Source organism: Marinomonas arctica, assembly GCF_003259225.1.
Classification (GTDB): Bacteria; Pseudomonadota; Gammaproteobacteria; order Pseudomonadales; family Marinomonadaceae; genus Marinomonas; species Marinomonas arctica.
Genome location: NZ_QHJF01000013.1, coordinates 150,580 through 176,631 on the forward strand (window position 1 = coordinate 150,580; position 26,052 = coordinate 176,631).

At 44.0% G+C, this 26,052-nt stretch carries 26 protein-coding genes and 1 other RNA gene; 14 read left to right on the forward strand and 13 right to left on the reverse strand.

Annotation, left to right across the window (positions count from 1 at the left end):
• The first annotated feature begins 41 nt into the window (after window positions 1-41).
• The 3 genes from DK187_RS09760 (at window position 42) to DK187_RS09770 (ending at window position 2,619) form a co-directional block, all read left to right on the forward strand.
• Window positions 42-1,454 (forward strand): aminotransferase-like domain-containing protein, encoded by a 1,413-nt coding sequence (locus DK187_RS09760; protein WP_111607164.1) that lies wholly within the window; start codon window positions 42-44, stop codon window positions 1,452-1,454.
• 201 nt (window positions 1,455-1,655) lie between these two features.
• Window positions 1,656-2,066: an energy transducer TonB gene (locus tag DK187_RS09765; protein WP_111607165.1), complete on the forward strand. Its 411-nt coding sequence runs from the start codon at window positions 1,656-1,658 to the stop codon at window positions 2,064-2,066.
• A gap of 37 nt (window positions 2,067-2,103) precedes the next feature.
• Complete coding sequence (locus tag DK187_RS09770; RefSeq protein WP_111607166.1) at window positions 2,104-2,619, forward strand: DUF501 domain-containing protein; 516 nt, start codon at window positions 2,104-2,106, stop codon at window positions 2,617-2,619.
• 75 nt (window positions 2,620-2,694) lie between these two features.
• On the opposite strand, the gene DK187_RS09775 is transcribed toward DK187_RS09770, so the two are convergent.
• Together DK187_RS09775 and glpK are read right to left on the reverse strand one after the other, a co-directional pair.
• Entirely contained in the window at window positions 2,695-2,985 is a 291-nt protein-coding gene (locus DK187_RS09775) for a hypothetical protein (RefSeq protein WP_111607167.1), read from the reverse strand.
• Between the two features lie 91 nt (window positions 2,986-3,076).
• Window positions 3,077-4,561, reverse strand: coding sequence for a glycerol kinase GlpK (gene glpK, locus DK187_RS09780; protein ID WP_111607168.1), 1,485 nt, complete (start codon window positions 4,559-4,561; stop codon window positions 3,077-3,079).
• A gap of 177 nt (window positions 4,562-4,738) precedes the next feature.
• Here glpK and DK187_RS09785 point away from each other — a divergent pair, with 177 nt between their 5' ends.
• From DK187_RS09785 to DK187_RS09795, 3 genes are all read left to right on the forward strand, one after another.
• Complete coding sequence (locus DK187_RS09785) at window positions 4,739-5,509, forward strand: DeoR/GlpR family transcriptional regulator (protein WP_111607169.1); 771 nt, start codon at window positions 4,739-4,741, stop codon at window positions 5,507-5,509.
• 194 nt (window positions 5,510-5,703) lie between these two features.
• Window positions 5,704-7,191 carry a glycerol-3-phosphate dehydrogenase gene (gene glpD, locus DK187_RS09790; protein WP_111607170.1) on the forward strand — a complete coding sequence of 496 codons (1,488 nt, stop codon included), beginning with the start codon at window positions 5,704-5,706 and terminating at the stop codon, window positions 7,189-7,191.
• A 121-nt stretch (window positions 7,192-7,312) separates the two neighbouring features.
• Window positions 7,313-8,083 carry a TSUP family transporter gene (locus DK187_RS09795; RefSeq protein WP_111607171.1) on the forward strand — a complete coding sequence of 257 codons (771 nt, stop codon included), beginning with the start codon at window positions 7,313-7,315 and terminating at the stop codon, window positions 8,081-8,083.
• A gap of 3 nt (window positions 8,084-8,086) precedes the next feature.
• On the opposite strand, the gene gcvA is transcribed toward DK187_RS09795, so the two are convergent.
• From gcvA to DK187_RS09815, 4 genes are all read right to left on the reverse strand, one after another.
• Window positions 8,087-9,022 (reverse strand): transcriptional regulator GcvA, encoded by a 936-nt coding sequence (gene gcvA / locus DK187_RS09800; protein WP_111607172.1) that lies wholly within the window; start codon window positions 9,020-9,022, stop codon window positions 8,087-8,089.
• 518 nt (window positions 9,023-9,540) lie between these two features.
• Window positions 9,541-10,920 (reverse strand): glyceraldehyde-3-phosphate dehydrogenase, encoded by a 1,380-nt coding sequence (locus tag DK187_RS09805; RefSeq protein WP_111607173.1) that lies wholly within the window; start codon window positions 10,918-10,920, stop codon window positions 9,541-9,543.
• Between the two features lie 262 nt (window positions 10,921-11,182).
• A complete protein-coding gene (locus tag DK187_RS09810) occupies window positions 11,183-11,512 on the reverse strand; it encodes a DUF3392 domain-containing protein (RefSeq protein ID WP_111607174.1) in 330 nt (109 codons plus the stop codon).
• A gap of 9 nt (window positions 11,513-11,521) precedes the next feature.
• Complete coding sequence (locus tag DK187_RS09815) at window positions 11,522-12,079, reverse strand: uridine kinase (RefSeq protein ID WP_223232290.1); 558 nt, start codon at window positions 12,077-12,079, stop codon at window positions 11,522-11,524.
• Window positions 12,080-12,206: 127 nt separating this feature from the next.
• Between DK187_RS09815 and DK187_RS09820 the strand changes: the two genes are divergently transcribed.
• Window positions 12,207-12,818, forward strand: a complete 612-nt coding sequence (locus DK187_RS09820) for a uridine kinase family protein (protein WP_111607175.1) — start codon at window positions 12,207-12,209, stop codon at window positions 12,816-12,818.
• 34 nt (window positions 12,819-12,852) lie between these two features.
• On the opposite strand, the gene dnaJ is transcribed toward DK187_RS09820, so the two are convergent.
• The 3 genes from dnaJ to grpE form a co-directional block, all read right to left on the reverse strand.
• A complete protein-coding gene (gene dnaJ, locus DK187_RS09825; protein WP_111607176.1) occupies window positions 12,853-13,977 on the reverse strand; it encodes a molecular chaperone DnaJ in 1,125 nt (374 codons plus the stop codon).
• Window positions 13,978-14,139: 162 nt separating this feature from the next.
• On the reverse strand, window positions 14,140-16,053 hold the full coding sequence (gene dnaK, locus DK187_RS09830; RefSeq protein WP_111607177.1) for a molecular chaperone DnaK: 1,914 nt from the start codon (window positions 16,051-16,053) through the stop codon (window positions 14,140-14,142).
• A gap of 101 nt (window positions 16,054-16,154) precedes the next feature.
• Complete coding sequence (gene grpE / locus DK187_RS09835) at window positions 16,155-16,733, reverse strand: nucleotide exchange factor GrpE (RefSeq protein ID WP_111607178.1); 579 nt, start codon at window positions 16,731-16,733, stop codon at window positions 16,155-16,157.
• Between the two features lie 185 nt (window positions 16,734-16,918).
• Here grpE and recN point away from each other — a divergent pair, with 185 nt between their 5' ends.
• The gene (gene recN, locus DK187_RS09840) at window positions 16,919-18,589 is read left to right on the forward strand and encodes a DNA repair protein RecN (RefSeq protein ID WP_111607179.1); all 1,671 of its coding nucleotides are present in this window, start codon (window positions 16,919-16,921) and stop codon (window positions 18,587-18,589) included.
• A 69-nt stretch (window positions 18,590-18,658) separates the two neighbouring features.
• Here the strand turns inward: recN and fur are convergent, their stop codons facing one another.
• On the reverse strand, window positions 18,659-19,069 hold the full coding sequence (gene fur / locus DK187_RS09845; protein ID WP_111607180.1) for a ferric iron uptake transcriptional regulator: 411 nt from the start codon (window positions 19,067-19,069) through the stop codon (window positions 18,659-18,661).
• Between the two features lie 69 nt (window positions 19,070-19,138).
• Here fur and DK187_RS09850 point away from each other — a divergent pair, with 69 nt between their 5' ends.
• Window positions 19,139-19,456, forward strand: a complete 318-nt coding sequence (locus tag DK187_RS09850) for an outer membrane protein assembly factor BamE (RefSeq protein ID WP_111607181.1) — start codon at window positions 19,139-19,141, stop codon at window positions 19,454-19,456.
• Between the two features lie 3 nt (window positions 19,457-19,459).
• Here the strand turns inward: DK187_RS09850 and DK187_RS09855 are convergent, their stop codons facing one another.
• From DK187_RS09855 to DK187_RS09865, 3 genes are read right to left on the reverse strand one after another with little or no spacing between them, the layout of a single operon-like run.
• A complete protein-coding gene (locus tag DK187_RS09855) occupies window positions 19,460-19,738 on the reverse strand; it encodes an RnfH family protein (RefSeq protein ID WP_111607182.1) in 279 nt (92 codons plus the stop codon).
• Window position 19,739: 1 nt separating this feature from the next.
• A complete protein-coding gene (locus DK187_RS09860) occupies window positions 19,740-20,171 on the reverse strand; it encodes a type II toxin-antitoxin system RatA family toxin (protein WP_111607183.1) in 432 nt (143 codons plus the stop codon).
• A gap of 1 nt (window position 20,172) precedes the next feature.
• Entirely contained in the window at window positions 20,173-21,531 is a 1,359-nt protein-coding gene (locus tag DK187_RS09865; RefSeq protein ID WP_111607184.1) for a sodium-dependent transporter, read from the reverse strand.
• A gap of 181 nt (window positions 21,532-21,712) precedes the next feature.
• Here DK187_RS09865 and smpB point away from each other — a divergent pair, with 181 nt between their 5' ends.
• From smpB to DK187_RS09895, 5 genes are all read left to right on the forward strand, one after another.
• Complete coding sequence (gene smpB / locus DK187_RS09870; RefSeq protein WP_111607185.1) at window positions 21,713-22,192, forward strand: SsrA-binding protein SmpB; 480 nt, start codon at window positions 21,713-21,715, stop codon at window positions 22,190-22,192.
• A 114-nt stretch (window positions 22,193-22,306) separates the two neighbouring features.
• Window positions 22,307-22,668: a transfer-messenger RNA gene (gene ssrA / locus DK187_RS09875) on the forward strand.
• Window positions 22,669-23,039: 371 nt separating this feature from the next.
• Window positions 23,040-23,804 carry a hypothetical protein gene (locus DK187_RS09885; RefSeq protein ID WP_111607187.1) on the forward strand — a complete coding sequence of 255 codons (765 nt, stop codon included), beginning with the start codon at window positions 23,040-23,042 and terminating at the stop codon, window positions 23,802-23,804.
• A gap of 1 nt (window position 23,805) precedes the next feature.
• Entirely contained in the window at window positions 23,806-24,813 is a 1,008-nt protein-coding gene (locus DK187_RS09890) for a phage integrase (RefSeq protein ID WP_111607188.1), read from the forward strand.
• 12 nt (window positions 24,814-24,825) lie between these two features.
• Window positions 24,826-25,734, forward strand: a complete 909-nt coding sequence (locus DK187_RS09895; protein WP_111607189.1) for a DUF2971 domain-containing protein — start codon at window positions 24,826-24,828, stop codon at window positions 25,732-25,734.
• The last annotated feature ends 318 nt before the right edge of the window (window positions 25,735-26,052 follow it).

Consider the following 26,052-nt stretch of genomic DNA (forward strand, 5'->3'; position numbering starts at 1 on the left):
TGGTAAATTACCCTTCTCTTTATCTATTCGACCCGCGCTTTATGGATTGCCCCTTATACGAAAAAATTGCCAACCAAATTGAACAACAAGTTCATGAGGGGATTTTCTTACCGGGCGCCAAAATTCCTTCTGTGCGAAAATCCAGCAAACAAATGGACGTTAGCGTCGCTACCGTACTGCAAGCCTATAGTTTGCTAGAAGACCGAGGCGTCATAAAAGCGCGCCCGCAAAAAGGCTATTTTGTTCAAGAAACTCAGCTTCAACAGAATGAACCTGCAAAAATCGAACCGACTCAGAACGATGGCTCCATACACGCCTTATTAAGACGTTTATTACACGTATCACAAGATGAAAGTATCATTCAATTTGGTGCGGCCATTCCCAAAAGCCCGTTTCTCCCCATACGTCAATTACAACGTTCAGTGGGGCGTCTCATGCGTTTAGAGCCCGAAATATGCGCCGCTTATGAATTCACCCCTGGTTCATTAAGCCTTCGCCGCCAGATCGCCATTCGCATGTTAGACAGCGGCTGTCAGCTTCAACCTGACGACATAACCATTACACTAGGCTGTCAAAACGCCTTAATGCTGTCCTTGCAAGCAGTGGCAAAGCCCGGGGACACCATTGCCATCGAAAGCCCCGCCTACCATGGCGTGTTGCAAATCATCGAAGTACTCAATCTAAAAGCCATAGAAATACCCTGCTCAGCACAACATGGTATTGATTTAAATTTACTGGAAGAAGCCGCAAAAGAATGGCAAATAAAAGCCTGTGTGGTGACCCCAAACAATCAAAATCCAATTGGCGCGACGCTCAACACACAAGCCAGAAAGCGCCTTATCCAGCAATCGATTCAATACAACTTCACCCTTATTGAAGACGATGTTTATGGTGAATTAAGCTACAAAGACAAAAGGGAGCGGTCCCTCAAAGCCGATGACAAACACAATACCGTGATTTACTGCAGCTCTTTTTCAAAAAGCATTGCCCCAGGATTTCGTATTGGTTGGGTCGTTGGCGGGCGATTCCAAGCACAAATAGAACACTACGCGTATGTGCAATCTCTGGCCGTGCCAACGCTGACACAAACGGCCATTGCCAACTTTCTAGAAAATGGTGCTTACGACCGTCACTTGCGTAAAACCCGACAGTCCTATCAAGACAACTTGATCCGTTGCCAAGCGCTCATTCAGGAGCACTTTCCTAAAGGCACCCATACCTCTACCCCACAGGGTGGATTTTTGTTGTGGGTCACGCTACCAAGCACCATAAACGCTATGACGCTCTACACCCAAGCCTTAGATAATAAAATCGGACTGTTACCCGGTTTGGCCTTTAGCTTAACGGCACAGTTTAGCCACCATTTTCGCTTAAACTATGCGCTAAATTGGGACAATCAAACCGATGCTGCCCTAAAAAAACTGGGCCAACTCTGCCAACAGCAACTAGACTAAAAGCCATAATAAAAGCGGCAAAAGACACAAGGTCACACAGTACTTTTTTACATATAAGCAGAGGTTATGAACTTTCATTTAGGCATCTTAAAATTCATCTGTACAGACAGAGCAAAAAGCGTACAATTCGCATTCTTTTTTAAACACTCTGCCTTCTTGGCCGATAACATGAATATCTAAAATAGTAGCTGGCTTGTTGCGATGGAATTTGTTGCACATCCGAGAGACCTTCCGTTAGAGATTACGCTAATAGAAGATCAGCCTTTTCCTCCGATCAGTGAAGAAAGAGCTGGGTTTGTCGGTATTACTTATGTCACCCTTCGTCCTTTCGATTTTGGACGCTCGGTTAGAATTACATTGGAAGAAATAGACCCCAACTTTTGCGTATCTGGTCGCATTGCTTGGTGTCGTCAAGAAGCCGACGGTTACCATATCGCCATCGAATTCCCTACTAAAGAAGAGTGTTATTGTGTTCGCATGATAGAACAGCTCTCTCAGATAGAACATTATCGACGCCAGGCAAAAATGGCAGGACGACGATTGAACTACAACGAAGCAGCGGCTGAATGGATACAAAAATTTGCCGCTAGTTTTCCCGCGTTCACCATTTAATTCTTCTTTTGACGAAGACACTATTCAATAAAATATTATGACCAACACACTTTCTCCGCGTGATCTAGAGATCATCACAGCACAACTTGGACGCGCTCCAAGCGGTATCAACGCCATTGCCCATTATTCCCCTAACGGCACCCCACAAGTACTGGAAATGGAAACTTGGGTCTTCGACCAACCTTTCCCTACCCTGTATTGGTTGTCCAGCAAAGCCATTGATAAAGCCCTCGCAAAAATAGAAAGCCATGGCGTGGTAAAAGAGCTGGAACAACGCATCAAAGACGACGAAAGCTTAAGAGAAGCACACTACGCCTCACATCGCGACTACATTACGAGACGTTGGGCAGTAATGAGCCCAGAACACAAAGCCATTATTGAAGAAAAAGGCTTTAAGCCACTGTTCGACAAGCTTGGGATTGGCGGTATTGCGAATTGGGATCAGGTTCGATGCCTGCACATGCAATATGCCCATCACCTTGCTGGTGATAACGTTATCGGTCGAATCCTAGACGAAGAATATGGCATGAAAGCCATTGCCGACGCAGAATAACAAAAAAGGCAAGCCATCAGCTTGCCTTTATTATTGTCTTTTCACAGACTAAATTCTAAAACGCTGCAAAAAACTTTACTTTAAGCTTTTTAAAATCGCTCTCAGCTCTTCCGGTGTAGACACCTTAGGAAGGACTTCGCGAATACGATTGAAGGCAGCCTGAGCAACCGCTGCACGTTGAGCATAAGTTGTCAACGCACCGCCCGTCCAGCCTGCCAATTTCACCATTTCATTTTTGAAGTTATTACCACCGACACCATGTCCTCCTAGGGCCATCAATGCGTCTTCAATTTCTAAATAGCTTGGACGCGCCCCACCAAACTTCATAAAATCATCTTGCTGTACTTCGGCAAACTGTTTTGACATTCTCTAGACCTTATTTAGAAACACACCTAGCACTAAAGTTAGCCATATTTGCGCGTCGGCACAAGACAAAGCATGTATCAAATCGTAAAAATTACGCTCTGGTACGTACACGATCCACCGCTTTTTGCCAACCTTGATACAATTTATCCCCCGTGCCTTTTGCCATCGTGGGTTCAAAACATTTATCCGCCTTCCACAGCGCCTCAACGTCGTCCAAAGACTGATAAAGACCAACCTGCAACCCTGCCAAAAATGCCGCCCCCAAGGCTGTGGTCTCGGTGACACAAGGACGCTCTACGGTAATTTCTAATAAATCACTCAAGAACTGCACCATCACATCATTTATGACCATGCCGCCATCAACACGCAACGAACTAAAGGTTGCCCCGTCCTGCGCCATCGCCCCAACCAGATCCTTGGTTTGATAACATACCGAACGTAGGCCAGCACTGACGATATCAGCAACGCTTGTATCTCGAGTTAACCCGATCATCGCACCACGGGCATCAGGATCCCAATAGGGAGCGCCCAGCCCTGTAAAAGCGGGTACGAGATACACCGAATCATCATTCAAAGCCTGCTTCGCCAAACTTTGCGTTTCTTTGGCATCAGCAAATAACTTCAAGCCATCTCGCAGCCACTGAATGGCCGCACCCGCTACAAAAATACTGCCTTCCAGCGCATAGGTGACTTTTCCATTTAAGCGATAGCCAACCGTAGTGAGCAATTTATGCTCTGAACGAATCGCCTTATCACCGGTGTTCAAGATCATGAAACAACCCGTACCGTATGTACTTTTCACCATACCTGGCGTAAAACACGCTTGACCAACCAAGGCCGCCTGCTGATCACCAGCCACACCATTTACAGGAATAGCGGCGCCTAACCAAGACGCATCAATCACCCCAAAATCCGCACTGCAATCCATCACTTCTGGGAACAATACATCACCGATTCCCAACAGCTCAATTAACTCTGCATCCCACTCTTGGGTATGAATATTGAACGCCATCGTACGAGCCGCATTGGTTGCGTCCGTCTTATGGGATTGTCCATTCGTTAATCGCCATAATAAAAAACTGTCCACGGTACCAAATGCTAAACGCCCAGCCTGTGCCTTCTCACGAGCACCATCAACGTTATCTAATATCCAACGGATTTTGGTAGCCGAAAAATAGGGATCGATCAGCAAGCCAGTTTTTTCCTGTACTTTTTCGCTCAAACCCTGCTCGCTCAATGTCTGACAAAAGCCGCTAGTGCGTCTATCCTGCCAAACAATCGCATTATAAACGGGTTTTCCCGTGTCAATATCCCATAGGATCGTTGTTTCTCGCTGATTGGTGATGCCGATGGTTGCTATCGCTTGGGCGTCGATCCCTGTATCCTTAAGCACAGATTGACACACAGATAAGGTGGATGACCAAATGTCTTCTGGATCATGCTCAACCCAACCATCATTTGGAAATATTTGCGGGAACTCCTGCTGAGATTGGCCGACGCGAGTGCCTTTTTCATCAAATAAAATAGCCCGAGAACTGGTGGTGCCTTGATCAATTGCAAGAATATAATGGGTCATGGTGAATTCTCTTTGAAATCACAGCCACCCAAAAACTGAGCGACTTAAAATTAATTGTTGTTTTGTTTTTTGAACATGAATATTCAAATGCGAATATTCTCTATTAAAAACCAATGCGCACTCGTTTAGCAAGCCTCGTTTAACAAGTAATGTCTTTTATCAGGAGAAGAAAACAATATGGGCCAACTCTCTCGCCAAGATAATATTGTCGCCATAGTAAAAGAAAAGGGCTATGTGACCATTGATGAATTGGCCAGCCAATTTGCCGTCACGCCACAGACAATTCGCCGCGATATTAACGAGTTAGCAAAGGCGGACCTAATTCGCCGTCATCACGGTGGCGCCAGCTACGATTCCAGCACAACGAATGTGGCTTATGCAACGCGACAAATTTTACAACTTCCAGCAAAAGAACAAATTGCCAAGCGTATTGCGGCCGAAATTCCTAATAACGCCTCCCTCTTTATCAATATTGGTACCACTACGGAAACCGTTGCACGAGCCTTACTCAACCATCAAGGCTTACAAGTCATCACTAATAATCTCAATGTAGCGGCCATTTTGAGCGGAAAAGAAGACTTTACCGTGATTATTGCGGGCGGAACGGTTCGTTCAAGAGACGGTGGTGTCATGGGTGAAGCAACGATCGACTTTATCAACCAGTTTCGTGTCGATTTCGGCATTATCGGCATCAGCGGTATTGATCCGAATGACGGTTCCTTGCTCGATTACGATTACCAAGAAGTACGAGTAGCGCAAAGCATCATTAGCAATTCTCGCACCGTTTTCCTCGCCGCCGACAGCGCCAAATTTGGACGTAACGCCGTTGTTCGATTAGGTAACATCACACAAGTTGATCGACTTTTCACGGATGAAAATCCACCGAAAGCCATCATTAATTTGATGAAAGAACACAAAGTCCGCCTAGAAATCTGTACGCCCAAGTAACACTTGGGCGTTGCACATACCATAGAAATGACCTATTAAAAGCGAGCTTTTCTGCTCTTCACGCTTCAAAAAGCTCAAATATTCACCAAAACTTCACAAACCCTTGTTGTCATAAAGCCCTTAGAGGTTTAATATCGAACACAAATGTTCACTTTCGAACATACACATTCGCATTTTAGATCGTGAGGCTTAGTATGAATCACTCCCATTTTGACCTATTTGTTGTTGGCGGCGGCATTAATGGCACAGGAATCGCTGCGGATGCCGCGGGACGAGGCCTAAATGTTGGCCTTTGCGAAATGGGAGACTTGGCTAATGCCACTTCATCATCAAGCAGTAAATTAATCCATGGTGGATTACGTTACCTTGAACATTATGAATTCCGTTTGGTAAAAGAAGCGCTAACAGAACGCGAAGTATTGCTCAAAGTCGCGCCTCATCTTGTGACCCCAATGCGCTTTCAAATGCCACACCGCCCTCACCTACGCCCAGCGTGGCTGATTCGTATTGGTTTATTCCTTTATGACAATCTGGGCAAACGCGAAAGGTTGTTAGGCTCAAAGGGTGTCAAATATGGTTCAGACAGCCCATTAAAAGACGATATTACACAAGGCTTCGAATACTCAGACTGTTGGGTAGACGATGCCCGCTTGGTGGTTATCAATGCACTGAGTGCACAAGAAAACGGCGCGGCTATTTTTGCCCGCACTCGCTGTGTCGCAGCCAAACGTGTCGATAATCAATGGCACATCAGCTTAGAAGATCAAATTACAAAAGAAACCCACGACATCACCGCAAAAGCGTTGGTTAACGCGGCGGGCCCCTGGGTGTCATCCTTTATCGAAACCAAACTGGAACGAAAAGCCCCCTATGGTATTCGTATGATCAAGGGCAGTCACATTGTGGTACCAAAGCTGTACCAACACTCGAATGCCTTTATCATGCAAAATACAGACAAACGCATTGTCTTCGCCATCCCTTATCGCGAACAATACACCCTATTGGGCACAACCGATGTTGAGTACAAAGGCGACCCAAATAAGGTAGCCATTTCTGAAGAAGAAACAAAATACATATTGAAAGTCGCCAATGACCATTTCAAAAAAACACTCACGCCAAGCGATGTCATTTGGAGTTATTCCGGGGTGCGACCACTTTTAGAAGATGAGTCGTCAGACCCATCTGCCGTGACTCGCGATTACACCTTGCATCTTGAGGATCAAAACCATCAAGCACCGTTACTAAGTATTTTTGGCGGCAAAATCACCACCTACCGCAAACTTGCCCTGTCTGCGATGAGCAAGCTGACACCTTATTTCACAAACCTTGGTGACGAATGGACACACAGTAAACCGCTACCAGGGGGTGACTTAGGCATGTCTCTGGATGCCTTTGGCATGAAGCTGCAGCGAGATTATCCTTTTATTGGCGCACATCTTGCCCGTCGTTTCGCCAATAGCTATGGTACGTTAACCCATATACTGCTGAATAAAGCCAATTCTGAACAGGATCTTGGGCAAGACTTTGGCAATCAGCTTTTCCAAGTCGAAGTGGATTATTTAATCAACCATGAATGGGCTCGTTCAGCACAAGATATTCTTTGGCGTCGCACTAAACTGGGCCTTGAGTTCACCTCAGACCAAGTCGCGACCCTTGAAAACTACATCCAAACAAAGATTTAACTCAACACCATAGTACAAACCAAAATTACGACTGATTTGCCCACCTAAATGATTGTCTAGGTGGGCTTTTTTTGCTCTACTAAAAAGCACAGCCCATCTCTTCTACAGGAATAAACACACAATGGACTTTGTCTTTTTTGATATCTCTATCTGGATCTATCTTGCTCTCTTTGGCGCAGCATTTATTGCTGGCGTCATCGACGCTATCGCTGGCGGTGGCGGCTTAATTACCGTGCCCGTTTTATTGGCAGCAGGGCTGTCGCCAGCAGAGGCACTGGCTACTAATAAATTGCAAGGCTGCGCTGGCACAGTGTCGGCTTCTTATCACTTTGTCAAAAAAGGCCAAGTGAAATTGGCTGATATGTGGTTACCTATTGCCATGACAGCAATAGGCGCCATTTGTGGAACATTACTGGTGTCTTACTTAGACAGTAGTTTGTTGCTCAAAGCCGTGCCTATCATCCTGATTGCGGTCGCTATTTTCTTTTTCTTCTTACCCAAAATCCAACCCTATATTGCCAGTAAGTTTTCTCTGACTCATGTGCAATTTGCCTTAATTATTGGCACCAGTATTGGCTTTTATGATGGCTTGATCGGTCCTGGTACTGGCGCCTTCTTTTCAACCGCGTATTTGTGTCTGATGGGGCTTACGGTTGTCTCAGCAACGGCCCATACAAAAGTACTCAATGCCACCAGCAATCTAGCCTCTCTTGCGATGTTTGCTTTCAGTGGGCACATTATTTGGGCGCTGGGTATCGTCATGGGCATGGGGCAATGGGTTGGCGCACAGATTGGTTCTCGCCTAGTCATCACCAAAGGGGCAAAATTAATTCGCCCTATGGTCATCATTATGTGTTTGGCTATTTCTATTAAACTACTGTTGGATAACTAATCTTCAAAGTTCACTCGGTGTTGTCAACGCATCTTCCGATGAGTATTGGTAACACTGAGTGACCAACCAACTAAGCAACTGCTGAACGGGTTCGCGCTGGCGCTGTATTTCTGGACAAACAAACAAATAAGCATGGCCTTCGTCTAGGGCTTCTGAAAACGGCCTCACCAATCTTCCCTGCTGAATATCATCCATGACCAAGGGTGTCCGCCCTAAAGCCACACCTTGTCCAGCAATCGCCGCTTGCACAGCAAGATCACCACGGTTAAAGCTAATGCCACGCGAAGGCTTAACCCCTTTTGCGTTCACCAATTGCAACCACTTCTCCCATTCGGCATAAGGGCTGGAAAAGCGCCACTCTGAGTCATCGTTTAACAATGGCACATGAGCTAATTGACTCGCTTCCGTCAACGCTCGTAACTCAGCAAAAGCTGGACTACAAACGGGAAACACCTTGTCCTTCATCAAAGGAACAATATACCCCTTAGAACTGTGAACATGACTGTGCACGATCGCCACATCTATTCTGTCACGCTGGAAGTTAACCTCTCTATCATTGGCCTGAATCCTTAGCTGTAAATCAGGATACGCTTCTTGCAAACTACCTAATCGGGGGATCAACCACTTAGTGGCAAAAGAGGGCATAACAGAGACAGTCAAAATGTTAGACGTTTCTTCCTCTTGCAGCTCTAACACCAAATCATTAATTTCATTAAAACTATGGTTTAACTGAACAGCCAAACGGGCTCCTGCTACTGTCAGCTCTAAGCGCCGATGATAACGAACAAACAAAGTGAGCTTTAAACGCTCTTCGAGCTGTCGAATTTGTTGACTCACCGCGCCCTGTGTAAGATGCATCTCTTGGGCAGCTTTGGTAAAACTCAAATGACGAGCCGCAATGGCAAACGTGCCTAATCCAGCTAAAGGCAAAGATTTCATAAAACCACCACCATAAGACAATGTCAGCTACTGCAAAATATCCAAAAAATACCTAACTAAAAAACAAAAAATATCTGAGTGATAAATATAAACCTTACAAAACAAATGCTTAAGATAAGACCAAGTAACGATCAAGCCACATCCATCAACAAATGACATCGTGACCTCTATTTTGCATTAATTCAGCTAATCCAACAAATCAATTTATATCGTTTGTAACAGACAAGCAAAACGATAGAATTACTGTATCTCTTAGGTTGAACAGCGGCCTAATATTTACCGATACAGCCCTAACTGTATCTTATCTAAAAGTAGTCCCACAGCTTACTTTTAGATGAATATCAGCATTCCCCACAGGATGATGTTATTCGCAACTGCTAGTTACTTTTTTTGAAACCGGACGCTTGTCCGGTTTTTTTTTGCCACATTTAGACCATTACGCCATCACCTACCAGCAAAAAAAACGGCGCCCCTAAGGTCGCCGTCAACTAACACACGTAAATGTGTCCGATCATTCATTAAGCCGCTTTTGCTTTGTCCTCATGCAATTGCGCCTGCGTAAAATTTGCTTGTGCTAGTTTCTCCATAAGGCGCACGACCTGACAGCTGTAGCCATATTCATTATCGTACCAAACATAGAGAATGGCTTGATTACCACGCACCTTAGTTGATAAAGAATCGACAATCCCTGCTTGCTGAGAGCCAATGAAGTCAGAGCTAACAGCATCAGCACAATCACTGTAACCAATTTGCCCAGTTAGTTCGGCACGCGTAGAGGCTGCTTTCAATAGCTGATTAATTTCTTCAACCGAAGACGCTGTTTTTAAATTCAGGCTCAACACAGCAATAGAAACATTGATAACAGGAACACGAATCGCGCTACCGCTCAATTTACCTTCTAAAGAAGGGATGGCTTTCGATACCGCTTTCGCTGCGCCAGTCTCTGTCATAACCATGTTCATACCCGCAGCACGACCACGACGATCGCCTTTATGGATATTATCGATTAGGTTTTGGTCATTAGTGTAAGCATGGACTGTTTCTACATGACCAGACTCAATACCGAAAGCTTTCTCAAGTACAGACAAAATTGGCGTAATCGCATTCGTTGTACAAGACGCCGCCGACACAATGCGATCAGCGTCGGTGAGATCACTGTCGTTCACACCAAATACAACGTTCTTCATTTCTTTACCAGGAGCAGTCAATACAACACGCTCAATACCTGGACGGTTCAAATGAACACTCAAACCGTCATGGTCACGCCAGCGGCCAGTGTTATCCACCAACAAAGCATTATTAATTCCATAAGCTTGGTAATCCACTTCTGCAGGGTCAGAAGCGTAAATCACCTTCACTGATGAACCATTAATAATCAAGGCTTGATTCTCTTCGTCAACCTTAACCAATCCGTCGTAAACACCGTGAACAGAATCGTACTTCAGCAAGCTCGCACGCTTAGTAAGATCATCATCGCACGCTTTACGCACAACGATAGCAGCCAACGACATGCCTGGCGTGGTGTGACCAAGTGCACACATACGACGCGCCAACAAACGACCAATGCGACCAAATCCGTATAAAACGACTGGAGTTTCAGTACCGTCGTTTGACTGAGCAGCCAATATAGTGTCAACATCCGCTTCAGCGATTAAAGACTCAAGCTCAACCACTGTATGAGCGACATCACTGGCTAACACTTGCTCTAACACTTGATAGACTTGAGCAAGATCTAATTCTGGATGCTGATCAAAAGCGGCCATTAACCCAGTGACAGAATCCGCCATGAGCGTGTTGCCTGCCAACTGAACTTTTACCGCTTTTTCACGGCCAAGTTTACCCAAAAGAGGAATCATAGATTCTGCTTGCGAAAGTGCTTGTAACCAAGTGCTTGTCATTTTCTGCCCCCGAAAAAAGACTCTGTTGTATCAATATGGGCGCAGTCTAACGGCACTTCAGAACAAAAACAAATTGTAATAAGGCAACAAAAAACCTTTAAAATCTTATATTTAGCGTGATTTTTTATAGAAATAACGAAATAACCAGAAAGGTCTAGAAACTTTACTACATAATCATAAAATAAAACGCCACATCAGCCTGAACCGTTCGATTATGTTGTAATTTGGCAACGAAAACTGACAGGAAATTTCATGAATTATTTTACAAATGGCGCTTTCTCTCGGCCAAAATCCCTAAAACACAGAAACAACCGATCACCAAAGCGGGTCGATAGACAAACTCCACCTGCGTAATTCCCCAATACACCAATGGCTGGCTCCACAAAGTCAAAAGACCATAGCCAAAAGTACACATCAAAATGAATGCCATTACTCTCGCAATGAATACCCAAGAGGCAACCAACCGCTTAAGGTAAGCATTCACCTTATCCCCATATATCACCAAACATGTCGCCACGAACGCAAGAGAGATATCCTGAAGATGGGGCTGAATAAAATGCGCCATCCGTAAATTAAGATCCACAATAAACATAAACAACCACTATTTTTTACGAGATAAGGCTTCGACATCAATTTGACCAGAACGCGTCACTTCGCGGGGATGCTCATCAACATACAGAATAGACACATCAAATGTACTGTTATGCAATTCAATCAAAGTGCCATCTTTGAACAACCACGTTGAACGACCAATTCCTTTGTTCAGATACCCGCCACTAGGCGCACCGTATTTTTTTTCCAGTAAATCGCCTAATGCTTTGCGCTTTTCATTGCTTTCGACAACACCTGATAACAAGGCTTGACTAACATAACCAGACGAATTGGAATAAATAGTCGCATTGGTCACACCGAAAATACCTTCCGGCCCCAAACTATAGCTGACCACACCTTCTTTATAGGAGGGATAACTACGCAACCCCATGGTAGCAAGTTGCTTTTCTAAACGTTCCAAACTCAAATCATTTAAAGACAAACCAAACAACTCTGCGATGCTAGAAGCACGAGAGGTCATGTCATTTGACGTATTTGCCGACACACTGGCCACAGAGAACACAGCAAGCACACTAGCAACGCAAAACGACAAGGAAATTCTTCCCATCAACTCTTTCCTTTACGATATGAAAATTTAGTTTTACAGGCAAAAAACACGTAACCTGATATATAATACAACAGTATAAACGCCTCTAGTTCAAGGCGGACAAAAACTTTATTTACTGAGGTAATACATGGCTCTTGTTATTGGCATCACTGGCGTATCTGGCAGCGGAAAAAGCCGACTTTGTTCCTTATTAGCGGAAGGTCAAGATGACAAAATCACCGTTTTGTGCCAAGACAGTTTTTATAATGGCTGTGGCAGTATCGATCCAGATGTGTACAACTTTGACGATCTAAGTTCTTTAGACCTTGAAAGTCTCACGCTAGCTATTCACAACTGCAAAAACCGTCAGCAACCTAATGAAATTCCTGTTTACGATCACTCACAGCATAAACGCATCGGCTATCGGAACCTTGATCCTACACACGTCGTCTTGGTAGAGGGGCATATGATGTTCCAAGACGCGGGAATTCGAGACGCGGTTGATTACCTTCTGTACGTCGACACAGACATGGACATCGCCATTGTGCGCCGCCTAAAACGAGACATCGCAGAACGTGGCCGCGACGTCAACGAGGTCACCAGTCGATATATGCGTCACGTTCGCCAAGCATCACTCAAAACCATCGACATTCGTAACAAAGCAGATTTTATTATTCCAAACAATAAAAGCTTTACCAACGCTGCCAGCTTATTACGCAACCACATAGACTACCTACTCAAAGAAAAAGGCGCCAAATAGGCGCCTTTTTCTTTACGCTCAAACCAAACAACCTTTATTTCTTAATATCGTCGAAAAAACGTTTCACACCATCAAACCAGCTTTTTTGCTTCGGTGAATGATTTGTCCCCTCACCCATGCTTTCAGCCAATTCGGTAAGCAGTTCTTTTTGACGAGACGTCAGGTTTACTGGCGTTTCAACCACAGCCTTACAAATTAGATCACCAACAGGACCGCCACGAACAGGTTTCACGCCCTTATTACGAAGACGGAATAGTTTTCCTGATTGACACTCAGCGGTCACCTTCAAACGTACGCGGCCATCCAATGTCGGTACATCAATTTCACCGCCCAATGCCGCCGTTGTGAAGCTAATAGGCACTTCACAGTAAAGATTCGCACCATCGCGTTCAAAAATGCTATGAGGCTTCACTGACACTTGAACAAACAAATCACCTGCAGGGCCGCCATGCGTACCCGCTTCGCCTTCGCCAGACAAACGAATACGATCGCCCGTATCGACACCCGCTGGAATTTTGACATTCAGTGTTTTGTATTCTTGTACGCGGCCTTGACCATGGCAATCTGAACATGGATCAGAAATAACCTGACCGGCGCCATGACATTCTGGACAAGTCTGCTGAACAGAGAAAAAACCTTGTGACATGCGTACTTGACCAGCACCACCACAGGTACCACAAGTTTTAGGCGTTGAGCCTTTTTTCGCACCAGAACCATCACATGTTTTACAGTTTACTAGGGTTGGAATGCGTATTTTTTCTTCGCATCCCCACACCGCTTGCTCAAGATCCAACTCAAGCGTGTAACGTAAATCGGAACCTCGGCGCGTTCGGCTTTGACCACCACCGCCACCAAAAATATCACCAAATACATCACCAAAAATATCACTAAAACCGCCCGCGCCTGCGCCACCGCCATAACCACCAGCTTGGCCGTTCACGCCATCGTGACCAAAACGATCATAGGCTGCGCGCTTATCATCAGAAGACAACACTTCATAAGCCTCAGCGAGCTCTTTGAATTTTTCAAGTGCTTCTGGGTTATCTGGATTCTTGTCTGGGTGGTACTTATTCGCCAAAGAACGATAAGCTTTTTTAATATCTTTCTTATCCGCGCCTTTGGCCACCCCAAGAACGTCGTAATAGTCTCTTTTGCTCATCGCAGCAATTCCTGAATTAAAAAGCCTGAATTAAAAAGCCTGAATTAAAAAATCTACATCTAAAAAACACCAAACTCATATTGTGCAAATAGCAAAGCACGGTCAAAAACCGTGCCTGCCATACACAGCCCCACTAACGAGGGCAAAATAAGAGCTTAACGCTTATTTTTTATCTTCTTTTACTTCTTCAAACTCAGCATCAACAGCGTCGTCTTGAGACTTAGCTTGCTCGCCTGTTGCAGATTGAGCACCCGCTTCAGCATCGGCATACATCTTCTGAGCCAAAGTGCCAGACGCTTGAGTCAACGCATTGGTTTTCTCTTCAATCTTCTCTTTGTCATTAGATGTCAACGCTTCTTCAAGCTCAGTAATCGCCGTTTCAATCGCCGCTTTTTCTTCAGCAGATGCTTTATCACCCGCATCCGCTAGTGTTTTACGCGTCGCGTGGATCATGCCGTCAGCGGTGTTACGAACTTGTACAAGTTCTTCAAACTTACGGTCTTCTTCCGCATTCGCTTCGGCATCACGCACCATTTTTTCAACTTCTTCATCGCTCAAACCAGAAGACGATTTGATAACGATAGACTGTTCTTTACCAGTCGCTTTGTCTTTCGCAGACACGCTCAAAATACCGTTTGCATCGATATCGAAGCTTACTTCGATTTGTGGCACACCACGTGGCGCAGGTGGAATGTCAGCCAAGTCGAAACGACCTAGAGATTTGTTCTGCGACGCTTGCTTACGCTCACCTTGCAATGCGTGAATCGTTACCGCATTTTGGTTGTCTTCTGCTGTAGAGAAGGTCTGAGATTTCTTCGTTGGAATCGTCGTGTTTTTCTCGATCAACGTCGTCATCACACCACCCATTGTCTCGATACCTAGAGACAGCGGCGTCACGTCTAGAAGAAGAACGTCTTTCACATCACCAGACAGTACCGCGCCTTGGATAGAGGCACCGATTGCAACCGCTTCGTCTGGGTTCACGTCTTTACGTGGCTCTTTACCGAAGAATTCCGTTACTTTCGCTTGTACCAATGGCATACGTGTTTGACCACCAACCAAGATAACTTCATTGATATCGGCCGCCGTTAGATCAGCGTCTTTCAATGCTTGACGGCAAGGCTCAAGCGATTTCAACACAAGCTCTTCAACCAAAGACTCTAACTTAGAACGCGTCAATTTAACGTTCAAGTGTTTAGGACCTGTTGCATCCGCTGTGATGTAAGGCAAGTTCACTTCCGTTTGAGAAGAAGAAGACAACTCAACTTTCGCTTTCTCACCCGCTTCTTTCAAACGTTGTAGCGCCAATGGATCATTGTGTAGATCGATACCAGACGATTTTTTAAATTCGGCTGCCAAGTATTCGATAACACGCATATCGAAGTCTTCACCACCTAGGAAAGTATCACCGTTTGTAGACAATACTTCGAATTGCTTCTCGCCATCAACATCAGCGATTTCGATGATAGAGATATCGAATGTACCACCACCAAGGTCATAAACCGCGATAGTAGAGTCACCAGAACTCTTGTCTAAACCGTAAGCCAACGCCGCCGCTGTTGGCTCGTTGATAATACGTTTCACTTCTAGACCAGCAATTTTACCCGCATCTTTCGTTGCTTGACGCTGAGAGTCATTGAAATAAGCAGGAACCGTGATAACCGCTTCCGTTACTTTCTCGCCTAGGTAGTCTTCCGCTGTTTTCTTCATTTTCTTCAGAACTTCAGCAGAGATTTGTGGTGGCGCTTTTTTGTCGCCTTTTACTTCTACCCACGCATCGCCGTTATCTGCCGCAATGATTTTGTAAGGCACCATAGAGATGTCTTTTTGAACAACGTCGTCTTTAAATTTACGACCGATCAAACGCTTAACCGCAAACAAAGTATTTGTTGGGTTGGTTACCGCTTGACGTTTAGCTGATTGACCAACAAGTACTTCGCCATCTTCAGCAAATGCCACGATGGAAGGTGTGGTGCGATCGCCTTCCGCGTTTTCAATAACGCGTGCTTTCTCGCCGTCCAACACAGCAACACAAGAGTTCGTTGTACCTAAGTCAATACCAATGATTCTACCCATGGTTTGTATCTCCAATAAATTCGTTTATGACGATGATAATTCTGTATTTGGGTACGCTTAAATGTATTTCAAGCGTCCAGTGTCAAAAAAATGACAGTAAATTAAGCGGCGCTTGAAACCACGACCATGGCAGGACGCAACAAGCGACCATTAATGGTGTAACCCTTCTGAACCACGTCCATGACGGTATTCGCTTCTAATTCAGGGTTTGGCACCATAGTGATGGCTTGATGCAACTCTGGGTTAAAGGGTTCGCCATGAGGATCAACCACTTTCACTTCAAAGCGAGCCAATGTTTCAAGCAAATCTTTTAGCGTCAGCTCAACACCTTCTCGAACAGGGTCTGATTCACCGGTGTCTGGTGCTGAAGCCAATGCACGCTCAAGATTGTCCGCCACGTTCACAATCGATTTAGCAAACTTTTCTAAACCAAACTTGTGCGCCTTCTCGACATCTTGTTCCGCACGACGACGAACGTTTTGTGCATCAGCGTGTGCACGAAGTGCCGCTTCTTTATACTGAGCGACTTCTTCTAGCGCTTTTGCAAGCTCATCATTTTCAGTAACTTCTTCTAAAGTCTCTACTTCAGGCTCTAAAATCTCTTCTACTGTTTCGTTTTGTGTTTCGCTTTTCAAATCTTGCTCCGCGTCTAGATTAGGATCTTTTTGCTGCTCACTCATTCTTCAACTCCAAATAACAGAAACAATTCTTTGTCTGTGCCAGTTATATGGGGACAGCTTTTTCGCTTTCAACAGTCAAAGCCGCATTAATTTTATGGGAATTAAATTTACGAACAGGACTTGTCAAAAAACAACCAAGTACTGTATAAATAACCATATAAATATATTTTTCTTTGGAGCACTCTATGCTGACCAGCATCGCTATTTCCAACTTCGCCATTGTTGAATCCTTAGAACTGGAATTCAAAAAAGGCATGACCGTGATTTCAGGTGAAACCGGTGCCGGCAAATCCATCATGGTGGATGCTTTATCGCTTTGCCTAGGCGATCGTACCGATGCCGCAGTCGTGCGACATGGTGAAAAAAAAGCGGATATTAGCGCCAGCTTTGACATACAACAGTACCCGCATGTACAAAAATGGCTGGAAGAAAGAGACCTAGAACACGACCAACATTGTATTTTGCGTCGTGTGATCAGCAAAGAAGGTCGCTCTAAAGCGTACATAAACGGTCGCCCTTGCACATTGAACGACTTAAAAGAAGTCGGCAGTCAACTGGTCGATATCCATGGTCAACATGAGCACCAGTCTCTTCTGAAAAAGAACGCCCAAAGACAACAGCTTGATGAATATGGTCGCCTTACCGAGTTAAGCAAACAAGTCAGTCAACAGTATTCAATATGGCGACAGCTGAAAGAAGAGCTCTCTGCACAACAAAATAGATCCGCAGAGCAAGATGCTAAAATACAGCTTTTGTCTTATCAGGCTCAAGAACTACAACAGCTTGATTTAAAAGAAGGCGAAATTGAAGAACTGGAAAACGAACAGGCCTTTTTGTCGAACATTGCCGACTCACAATACAAAGCGTACCAAGCCAGCGGCATTTTAATCGACAGTGACGAAGGCAATGTTTGTTCTTTGTTACATCAAGCCATTAACAGTGCCAGCCAAATCCGCCCAGCCACCAAAGAACTGGAAAACGCACTGGAAATGATGAATGTGGCTTTAATACAAGCACAGGAAGCAGCAGACAGTTTGCATCATTACCAAGACACGTTAGAACAAAACCCTGAGCGTCTTATAAATGTAGAACAGCGTTTATCGGATATTTACGATACCGCTCGCAAACACAGAACCTTACCTGAAGGCCTGTTGGCCTTGCGAGAAAGCGTTGAGACTGAACTAAATAGTCTACAAGGCAGCGAAGAAAGCTTAGAGTCATTAAAAGAAAAAGAAGAGCAAGCCTATGAAAAGCTTACCGCGCTTGCGACAACATTGACAGAAAAACGCATTATTGCCAAAGACGAGCTAGCACAAAAAGTCGAAGAACAGATACACGGGCTTGGCATGCCCCACGCACGCTTTTTCATTCAGTGCCAACCACTTAACCAAGTATCAGCCAATGGCTTTGAAGACATCGAATACATGATCGCCTCCAACCCTGGACAACCAGCGCAACCGCTGCGCAAAGTGGCTTCAGGCGGCGAATTGTCACGCATCAGTTTGGGGATTCAAGTGGTGACCGCACACACATCGATTATTCCAACCTTGGTATTTGATGAGGTAGACGTCGGTATCAGTGGTGGCATCGCTGAAGTAGTAGGTCGTATGCTACGCTCGGTGGGCAAACGCGGACAAGTCTTCTGTGTGACGCATTTGGCACAAGTCGCCGCGCAAGGCAATCAGCACTTAAGAGTCAGCAAACTGGTAGAAGATGAAGCCACCTCTTCTCAAGTCGAGTTACTCAAAGATCAGCACCGCACTCAAGAGATCGCTCGCTTGTTAGGCGGACTCGAACTCACTGAGCAAACACTCGCTCACGCCCGTGAAATGCTTGGTAACGTCCAACTGCAATAACCATCTCAATAAAAAGGGCTTAAACTCGTCGTTTAAGCCCTTCTGTGTTTACCCAAGGTTATATGGGCATTATTTTTTCTTTGGACGCACGTAAATGATCAAGCTGTGGTCTTCAATATCAAAACCGTGCTCTTCTGCAATTTCACGTTGGCGCTTTTCGATGATAGGGTCAACAAATTCAATCACCTTGCCGCTGTCTAGGCAAATCATATGATCATGGTGATCGCCTTTCGCCAACTCAAACACAGCCGTGCCAGCCTCAAAGTGATGGCGTTGTACTAATCCTGCAGTTTCAAACTGGGTTAGCACTCGATAAACCGTCGCCAAACCTACGTCTTCACCTTGATCTAGTAAAGTGCGATACACATCATCAGCACTCATATGACGGTCGCCCGCACCTTCAAGAATTTGTAAAATTTTCACTCGTGGTAGAGTTACCTTGAGTCCCGCTTTCTTTAGCTCTTGATTTTCGCTAGTCATGAGTCATTCTCTATTCGATCTTGTTGATAATTACTTTATCATTAGCACACCGGAGTAAGGATAATACAAATGAAAAAATCAGTTTTTATATTATGCGCAGCGCTTTCACTCGGCGCATGCAGTTTATTTCCACCACCGTACAAGGTTCCAGTAACACAAGGAAACCTTGTCACCAAGGAACAGCTATCACAGTTACAAATTGGCATGTCTGAATCTCAGGTCACTTATCTATTGGGCAACCCAATGCTAAGAGACACCTTTAAACCAAACGAATGGCATTACCTATATACAACACTATACGCAACGCCAGACACCAAACAAAGTGATGCAGACGACCTGGTGCTAATTTTTAGCGATGGCGTCTTAACACAAATCAAAAACAACTAATTCTTAGTTGTTTTTTGCTGCACGGTTGGCCCTTGCTTGTTTTGGGTCAACCTTCAGCTCACGATACAGCTCAACTCGCTCGCCTTCTTTTAACGCTTGCTCTTCTGCGTTTCTTACCGCTTTACCAAAAATACCCACCTTAACCGTTTCGACATCCACATCAGGGAAAAAAACTTGGATATTAGAACGACGAACCGCATCGCGCACTGTGCAACCTTCTTCAACCTCTAAAGCGATAATTTTCTGCTTTTCAGGTAGAGCATACGCTACTTCCACTCTCATCTTATTCACCGTACACCACTTTGGCCCGCTTGCTAAAAGAATCCACCATGGTGTTGGCAATTTGACTAAACACTCCACCAAAGGCAAATTTCAGCATGCCGCTCAGTTCAAAATTAATACTCAGCATAATTTTACAGCTCGTAGGAGACAACTCTGTGAACGTCCACACCCCATGCAAACGTTTAAATGGCCCTTTCACCAAGGTCATCTCTATTCGACTGTAATTTTCCAAAAAGTTCTTGGTCGTGAAAGATTGTCTTACCGGCCCTTTTCCCACTTCCAAAGAAGCCACGATTTCTGTTGGCGTTTTTGAAATGAGAGTAGAGCCCAAGCAACCCGGTAAAAACTCGGGATAACCATCGATATCATTCACCAGTGCAAACATTTGCTCGCAACTGTAATTCACATGCGCGAATCGCTCTATATGACTCAAACTACACTCCTATCCAGCCAGCAAGAGTAATCACTATCATTGCTGGAATACTTATGTATTTCAATGTCTTATACCACCATTGAAAATGATTTGCTTGCTTTGTAATCATCTCATTTTGCAGCATAGGACGAGGAATAAACCACGCCACCAAAACGGACAACAAAATCGCCCCAACAGGCAAAAGAATCAGGGATGTAAATTTATCCAATAATTCAAACAGATTTAGTCCAAACATCAGCTTGCTGTCCCAATGATTAAGAGACAACAACACCGCAATGCCCACAAACCAAACCGCCATGCCCATTAATAACGCCGCTTTTAAACGGGCAATATAAAATTTCTCATGCAACCAAGCGACAAACAGCTCCAACATGGAAATCGCCGAGGTTAACGCCGCCACCACAAGCAGTAAAAAGAACACTCCTGCAAAAAACTGCCCGCCCAACAAATTGCCAAAAATGATCGGCAAAGACACAAACGTCAAACTCGGGCCAGCCTGAACATCAATATCAAACGAGAAAACCAACGGAAAAATCACCAGCCCTGCTAAAAGAGCCACCAACAAATCCACGCCCACCACAATGCTGCAGGCTCGAGCAATGGACATACGTTTACTCATATAGGCGCCATAAGCAAACATGGCTCCCATACCGACACTTAAACTAAACAACGCCAAACCGACAGCAGCCAGTACCACATCAAAGGTAATATCCTGCCAAGACCAGCGAAACATAAAGTTCAACGCATCGCTCATATTGCCAATCATCATGGAATAGCAAGCCATTAATAACAAAGTCACCACCAGCATCGGCAATAAAATCCGCACCACCGCAGACAAACCACGAGTCACCGATTGACCGACCGTCAAAACGACCAATGCCATAAAGACCGAATGCCATAATAACATTTCACTGGGCGTCGCTAACAATTCATTAAACATGCCAGACGCACCCGCTTGGGTAATATTGTCAAACTCCCCCGTAACGGCTCGGTCTAAATACGCAATAGACCAACCCGCAATCACACTGTAAAAGGTCAAAATCAAAAAGCCTGTGATACCCGCCAACCAAGGCACCAACACCCAAGCAGGATGCACAATGCGGCGCTCACTTAAATCATTCACCGTATCAATCGGGTTAGAGCGCACCGTTCGACCAAGCGCTACTTCTGCAATCAGCACAGGCAACCCCACCGACAGTAAACATAGGCAATACACCAGCAAAAAGGCGCCACCACCGTTTTCGCCAAGCACATAGGGAAACTTCCAAATGTTGCCCAATCCCACCGCCGATCCACTGGCCGCAAAAATAAATATCCATGGACTTGACCAGATACCTTGTAAACATCGACTTTCAGGCATAAATTTAGGCTCTAAATACACAAGATGTGTTTTAAGGATAGGAACAAAATACGAACATAAGCAACGTACGTGACACCTAACCAGACAAATTTAGTTAACAGGTACGAATTTTCCAACATTCAGGCGCATACCTCAAGAAAAGCATAGGTTTTTGCCTCTATCGACCGTATAATTTCCAACTATGAGTAAAGTAAAGAAAAAATCCAGCAGCACGGGCACCATCGCGCTTAATAAACGTGCAAAATACGACTACTTTGTCGACCAGAAGTTCGAAGCCGGTTTGGTTTTGTCTGGTTGGGAAGTAAAAAGCCTGCGCGAAGGCAAAGCCCAATTAGTAGACTCCTTCGTCATCATCCACCAAAACGAAGCGTGGCTTGTCGGTGCGCGTATTACGCCACTGCTTAGTGCCTCAACGCATGTTGTTTGTGAACCTTTGCGCCAACGTAAATTACTGTTGAACCGCAAAGAGCTTGATAGGATCATCCAAGTCACCGAGCAAAAAGGCAAAACCTGTGCGGCCATGGCACTGTACTGGAAAGCCAACAAAATCAAATGCGAAATCGCTTTGGTAACGGGTAAAAAAGAACACGATAAACGTGATACTGAACGTGATCGTGATTGGTCAAGAGACAAAGAACGATTAATGAAACACAGTGCCTAGTCTGACCCATTCATAAATGGTTACTTAACCGTGTAGTGAATAGGAACAAACTAAGCATTTCAGCGTTATCTCTAGCGTAAGCCAATAGTTTGCGTTAGACTAGCGTTACTTTTTGGGGGCGACATGGTTTCGACGTCGGTTACAAACCCAAAGGTGCATGTCGAGAGTGATGCGTGATCTCGTTAATCCCCCGCATCAATTTTATAGTCGCAAACGACGAAAACTACGCTTTAGCAGCCTAAACCGCTGCTAGTGTGCTGCCCTCAGGTTGCTTGTAGCCAGAGATTCTGCAGTATCATAAATTACAAGATGCTAACTGATGCCCCGCCTAGGGATAAGGTTATAAGATTAAGTAGGCTCGCCATTAACACCCTGTCCTTCGGGCGGTTCGTGGTCAAATAATAGAAGTGACTATGCATGTAGAGCCGATGGCAGAGGACTGACGGACGGGGGTTCGACCCCCCCCGCCTCCACCAATTAAAGGCTTGATTTTAAAAGGGTTTGCACTTTTTAAGATGAAGTCGGTGCACATATGAGGCATCAAATAAAAAAGCCACCTTCGGGTGGTTTTTTATTGTCTAAAATTTACCTGCGCTGTTTTTCCTCATAAAAACATTCCTACTCTCTCTAGCCACGAACTGAAAATAGCGACTCAGACAGAGAAAACCTTTACACTTTTCAAAATTGCTCGTCAGCGAGTACAAAAGCAGCTAAACGGTTTGGTTGCCATTACGTCCGACAACAAGAACTACCGTGATATGACCATCCCACTACAAGACCTAAGCAAACTTAAAATTATTGGCCGTGTCGTGTGGTCAGGTCATCCAATGATTTAGGGAAATCTAATATGAATAATAGAAAAAAACTTTACTCTGACTACCTTAACGGATCAAAAAACTTATCAATAGGAATATCATTATCAGTAGTATATTTCATATTAGTAATGATAGTTCTATTTTTTAAATTTTTACCTTTTTCAGACATTTATTTCAGCAAATACAATATTTCTCTAGGAGAAATAGGTGGATATTTAGCAGGAGCATTCAGTCCTCTTGTTTTTCTTTGGCTAATCGTAGGTCACGCATCAGAGAGAAAAAAATCACAGGTAACAATGAAATTTATTTTGGAAGAAAGGCTCAATAAACTTATCTCAGATTTGCCCGATTTTTACTTTTCTGACATAGCATTCAATTACAAAAATGAAATATACAAAACAAAAGGTGAGGATAAAATAGCACTTGAAGACACCTTACACATTTCAATAAAAAATATAGGAAATAATGCAACTAGGGTACGATTCTTTATTAATGACAAAAACGATCCGAAAAATAAAGATTACTGCGATTATGAAATAATAGAATTTAATAAAGGTAATATCTTTAATTTTTCTATTAGTTCCAACAAAAAAACATCCTTATTCAAGGAAGAAGTAATGAAGGAAAGAAAGATCCCAAAAGGCCAAGAAATAGTACATATCCAGTTTCGAGATGCATCAAATACAGGTAGAAATGTAACATATAGAATTAATGTTGAGGACAGCTTAGATGAACTAGACAGACATAGAGTTGAGATTAGAACAACAATCCCCGCGATACTACCTAGAGAGATGTAGTATGGCTATTAAAAAGGTCGAAAATGGCTACGAAGTTAGTTTTCGTGTGAATGGCCGTGGTAGTCGTGAGCATAGGAAAGTGTTTCCGACTAAGGCCGAGTGCGAGCGGTTCCAGCGTTACACCATTGCCCAATTTGAGACCCAAGCCGATGTAAAACCATGGTTAGAAAAGCCCAAGGATATGCGCTGCTTGTCTGAATTGGTGGAGCTATGGGACGACACTCACGGGCATTTCTTGCGAGACAGTAAACGCCGTAAAAGCAAAATCTTAATGATAGTGAATGAATTGGGCAATCCGGCAGGTTCCAGCCTTACCCGCTTAGAGTACACCCGCTGGCGTACTCAACGATCTAAAGAAGGCAAAAGCCCTAAGACGTTAAATAATGACCTTGGTTATATGTCATCTATGTTTAATACACTCATCAAAGCCGAGGAAATCCACTACCCCAACCCACTGGCCGACATAGACAACGTACGAGTACCAGAGCGCGAACTGTCCTACCTCACCCACGACCAGATAACCGAACTACTGGACGAAACCAAACGAGGCGACAACAAACACGTCTACCTAATTACAAAAATATCATTATCAACGGGCGCACGTTGGGGCGAGGCCGAAGGGCTAACAGTACAAAGGGTAAGAAACAACCAAGTCAGCTTTACCGACACCAAAAGCGGCAAAAATAGAAGCGTCCCGATAACGCCAGAACTGTTTGAAGAAATCCACGAACACGCAAAGTTAACCAGGAGCAATAACATCTTTACTGGGTCAATCACCAGCTTTCGACGCGCCCTAGCCAGAACAACAATCGAACTACCTAAAGGCCAAGCCGCCCACGTACTACGGCACACATTCGCCAGCCATTTTATGATGAACGGAGGTAATATATTGACCTTACAAAAGGTACTCGGCCATAGTGACATAAAAATGACCATGCGATACTCGCACCTATCGCCCGACTTCCTAGAAGAAGCCACACGGTTAAACCCACTTTCAAATATTAAATAGACAAGGAAAGTTATGAGCCTTTTTAAGTATTTACACCCAGACGCAATAAACTATTCATTTAAAGAATCTGGCTTTAGCTTACGTCTATCTCAACCAGCAGCTTTAAATGATCCATTTGAGATACGACATAAACCATTTTCAGGAATAAATGAAGCCTTTGAAAATACACCTATTGAAAACAGTCTTCTCGCAGCCACACAAGGCGATATCGAATTAACAAAATCTGAAATCATTGAATTTTATAAAAAAGCGGAAAAAACAAGAAATGAAGCTTACTCTTATATAATGAATATTTACAATAGATCAACAGAAGCGATAACAGAAAAAAGATATGGAATAATATCTCTAAGTAGTAATAAACAATCTAGGCCAATGTGGTCTTATTACTCTAAAAACAATAGTGGATTTTTAGTTGAATTCTCATCAAAAGAAATAGAGAAAGATGTTATTGACTTCCCAAACTATATGAGTTTTATTAATAAATTAGTACAAGAAGCTAACAGGAGTCATATTAAGAAAAGGGCTATGAACATGAAAAAGACAATGATTTTAAAATCTATAGGTGACTTGGATTTTATGGAAGTCAATTATAATTCAGTTAGACCTGAAAACCTAAACGGTAACATTTCAAAATTTGATTTACTAATTAAAGATGAAGCATGGTCGCATGAACTCGAGTGGAGGTGCATCCTTCCGCTGTCTCTAGAAAAATCCAATACTTATGATAATAACGGCTTTCCAATAAAGGAAATAATAATTCCACATGAATACATAAAAAATATCACTTTAGGATTGAACTCAAGCCAGAGTATGAAGCGTAGAATACAACACTGGATAGATAATTTCTCACCTGCAACAAAATTATATCAAACCACTCTGAATACTAGCCAATATCATTTTGACTACATGTTAATTAAATAGACACTCAACCGACACACCGAGTACTTAAAAAAGATCAAAAATACTGTACAAAAACACAGTTATAACATCTTTATAAATCAATAACTTACTGATTTTAAAGGCGTTTTATACAGGGTTCGCCCCCCCCCGCCTCCACCAATTATACAGGGTTCGCCCCCCCCCCCGCCTCCACCAATTAAAGGCTTGATTTTAAAGGGGTTTGCACCGTTTAAAATGAAGTCGACACACAAACGACACACTGTTTGTGGGTCATATATCGAGTAGGGTGAGGCGTTGCCGCCTCATCCCTCTCACAGAACCGTACGTACGGGCCTCGTA

Excerpts from the sequence above, each read along its gene's own strand:
- DK187_RS09820 (WP_111607175.1), top strand. The coding sequence starts at position 12,207 with ATGGCTCTTGTTATTGGCATCACTGGCGTATCTGGCAGCGGAAAAAGC.
- DK187_RS09775 (WP_111607167.1), bottom strand. The coding sequence starts at position 2,985 with ATGTCAAAACAGTTTGCCGAAGTACAGCAAGATGATTTTATGAAGTTT.
- glpD (WP_111607170.1), top strand. The coding sequence starts at position 5,704 with ATGAATCACTCCCATTTTGACCTATTTGTTGTTGGCGGCGGCATTAAT.
- DK187_RS09795 (WP_111607171.1), top strand. The coding sequence starts at position 7,313 with ATGGACTTTGTCTTTTTTGATATCTCTATCTGGATCTATCTTGCTCTC.
- DK187_RS09895 (WP_111607189.1), top strand. The coding sequence starts at position 24,826 with ATGAGCCTTTTTAAGTATTTACACCCAGACGCAATAAACTATTCATTT.
- gcvA (WP_111607172.1), bottom strand. The coding sequence starts at position 9,022 with ATGAAATCTTTGCCTTTAGCTGGATTAGGCACGTTTGCCATTGCGGCT.
- dnaK (WP_111607177.1), bottom strand. The coding sequence starts at position 16,053 with ATGGGTAGAATCATTGGTATTGACTTAGGTACAACGAACTCTTGTGTT.
- DK187_RS09850 (WP_111607181.1), top strand. The coding sequence starts at position 19,139 with ATGAAAAAATCAGTTTTTATATTATGCGCAGCGCTTTCACTCGGCGCA.
- recN (WP_111607179.1), top strand. The coding sequence starts at position 16,919 with ATGCTGACCAGCATCGCTATTTCCAACTTCGCCATTGTTGAATCCTTA.
- DK187_RS09805 (WP_111607173.1), bottom strand. The coding sequence starts at position 10,920 with ATGACAAGCACTTGGTTACAAGCACTTTCGCAAGCAGAATCTATGATT.
- DK187_RS09810 (WP_111607174.1), bottom strand. The coding sequence starts at position 11,512 with ATGTTTATTGTGGATCTTAATTTACGGATGGCGCATTTTATTCAGCCC.
- dnaJ (WP_111607176.1), bottom strand. The coding sequence starts at position 13,977 with ATGAGCAAAAGAGACTATTACGACGTTCTTGGGGTGGCCAAAGGCGCG.
- grpE (WP_111607178.1), bottom strand. The coding sequence starts at position 16,733 with ATGAGTGAGCAGCAAAAAGATCCTAATCTAGACGCGGAGCAAGATTTG.
- DK187_RS09760 (WP_111607164.1), top strand. The coding sequence starts at position 42 with ATGGATTGCCCCTTATACGAAAAAATTGCCAACCAAATTGAACAACAA.
- smpB (WP_111607185.1), top strand. The coding sequence starts at position 21,713 with ATGAGTAAAGTAAAGAAAAAATCCAGCAGCACGGGCACCATCGCGCTT.
- fur (WP_111607180.1), bottom strand. The coding sequence starts at position 19,069 with ATGACTAGCGAAAATCAAGAGCTAAAGAAAGCGGGACTCAAGGTAACT.
- DK187_RS09855 (WP_111607182.1), bottom strand. The coding sequence starts at position 19,738 with ATGAGAGTGGAAGTAGCGTATGCTCTACCTGAAAAGCAGAAAATTATC.
- DK187_RS09890 (WP_111607188.1), top strand. The coding sequence starts at position 23,806 with ATGGCTATTAAAAAGGTCGAAAATGGCTACGAAGTTAGTTTTCGTGTG.
- DK187_RS09885 (WP_111607187.1), top strand. The coding sequence starts at position 23,040 with ATGAATAATAGAAAAAAACTTTACTCTGACTACCTTAACGGATCAAAA.
- DK187_RS09785 (WP_111607169.1), top strand. The coding sequence starts at position 4,739 with ATGGGCCAACTCTCTCGCCAAGATAATATTGTCGCCATAGTAAAAGAA.
- DK187_RS09865 (WP_111607184.1), bottom strand. The coding sequence starts at position 21,531 with ATGCCTGAAAGTCGATGTTTACAAGGTATCTGGTCAAGTCCATGGATA.
- DK187_RS09765 (WP_111607165.1), top strand. The coding sequence starts at position 1,656 with ATGGAATTTGTTGCACATCCGAGAGACCTTCCGTTAGAGATTACGCTA.
- DK187_RS09770 (WP_111607166.1), top strand. The coding sequence starts at position 2,104 with ATGACCAACACACTTTCTCCGCGTGATCTAGAGATCATCACAGCACAA.
- DK187_RS09815 (WP_223232290.1), bottom strand. The coding sequence starts at position 12,079 with ATGGGAAGAATTTCCTTGTCGTTTTGCGTTGCTAGTGTGCTTGCTGTG.
- glpK (WP_111607168.1), bottom strand. The coding sequence starts at position 4,561 with ATGACCCATTATATTCTTGCAATTGATCAAGGCACCACCAGTTCTCGG.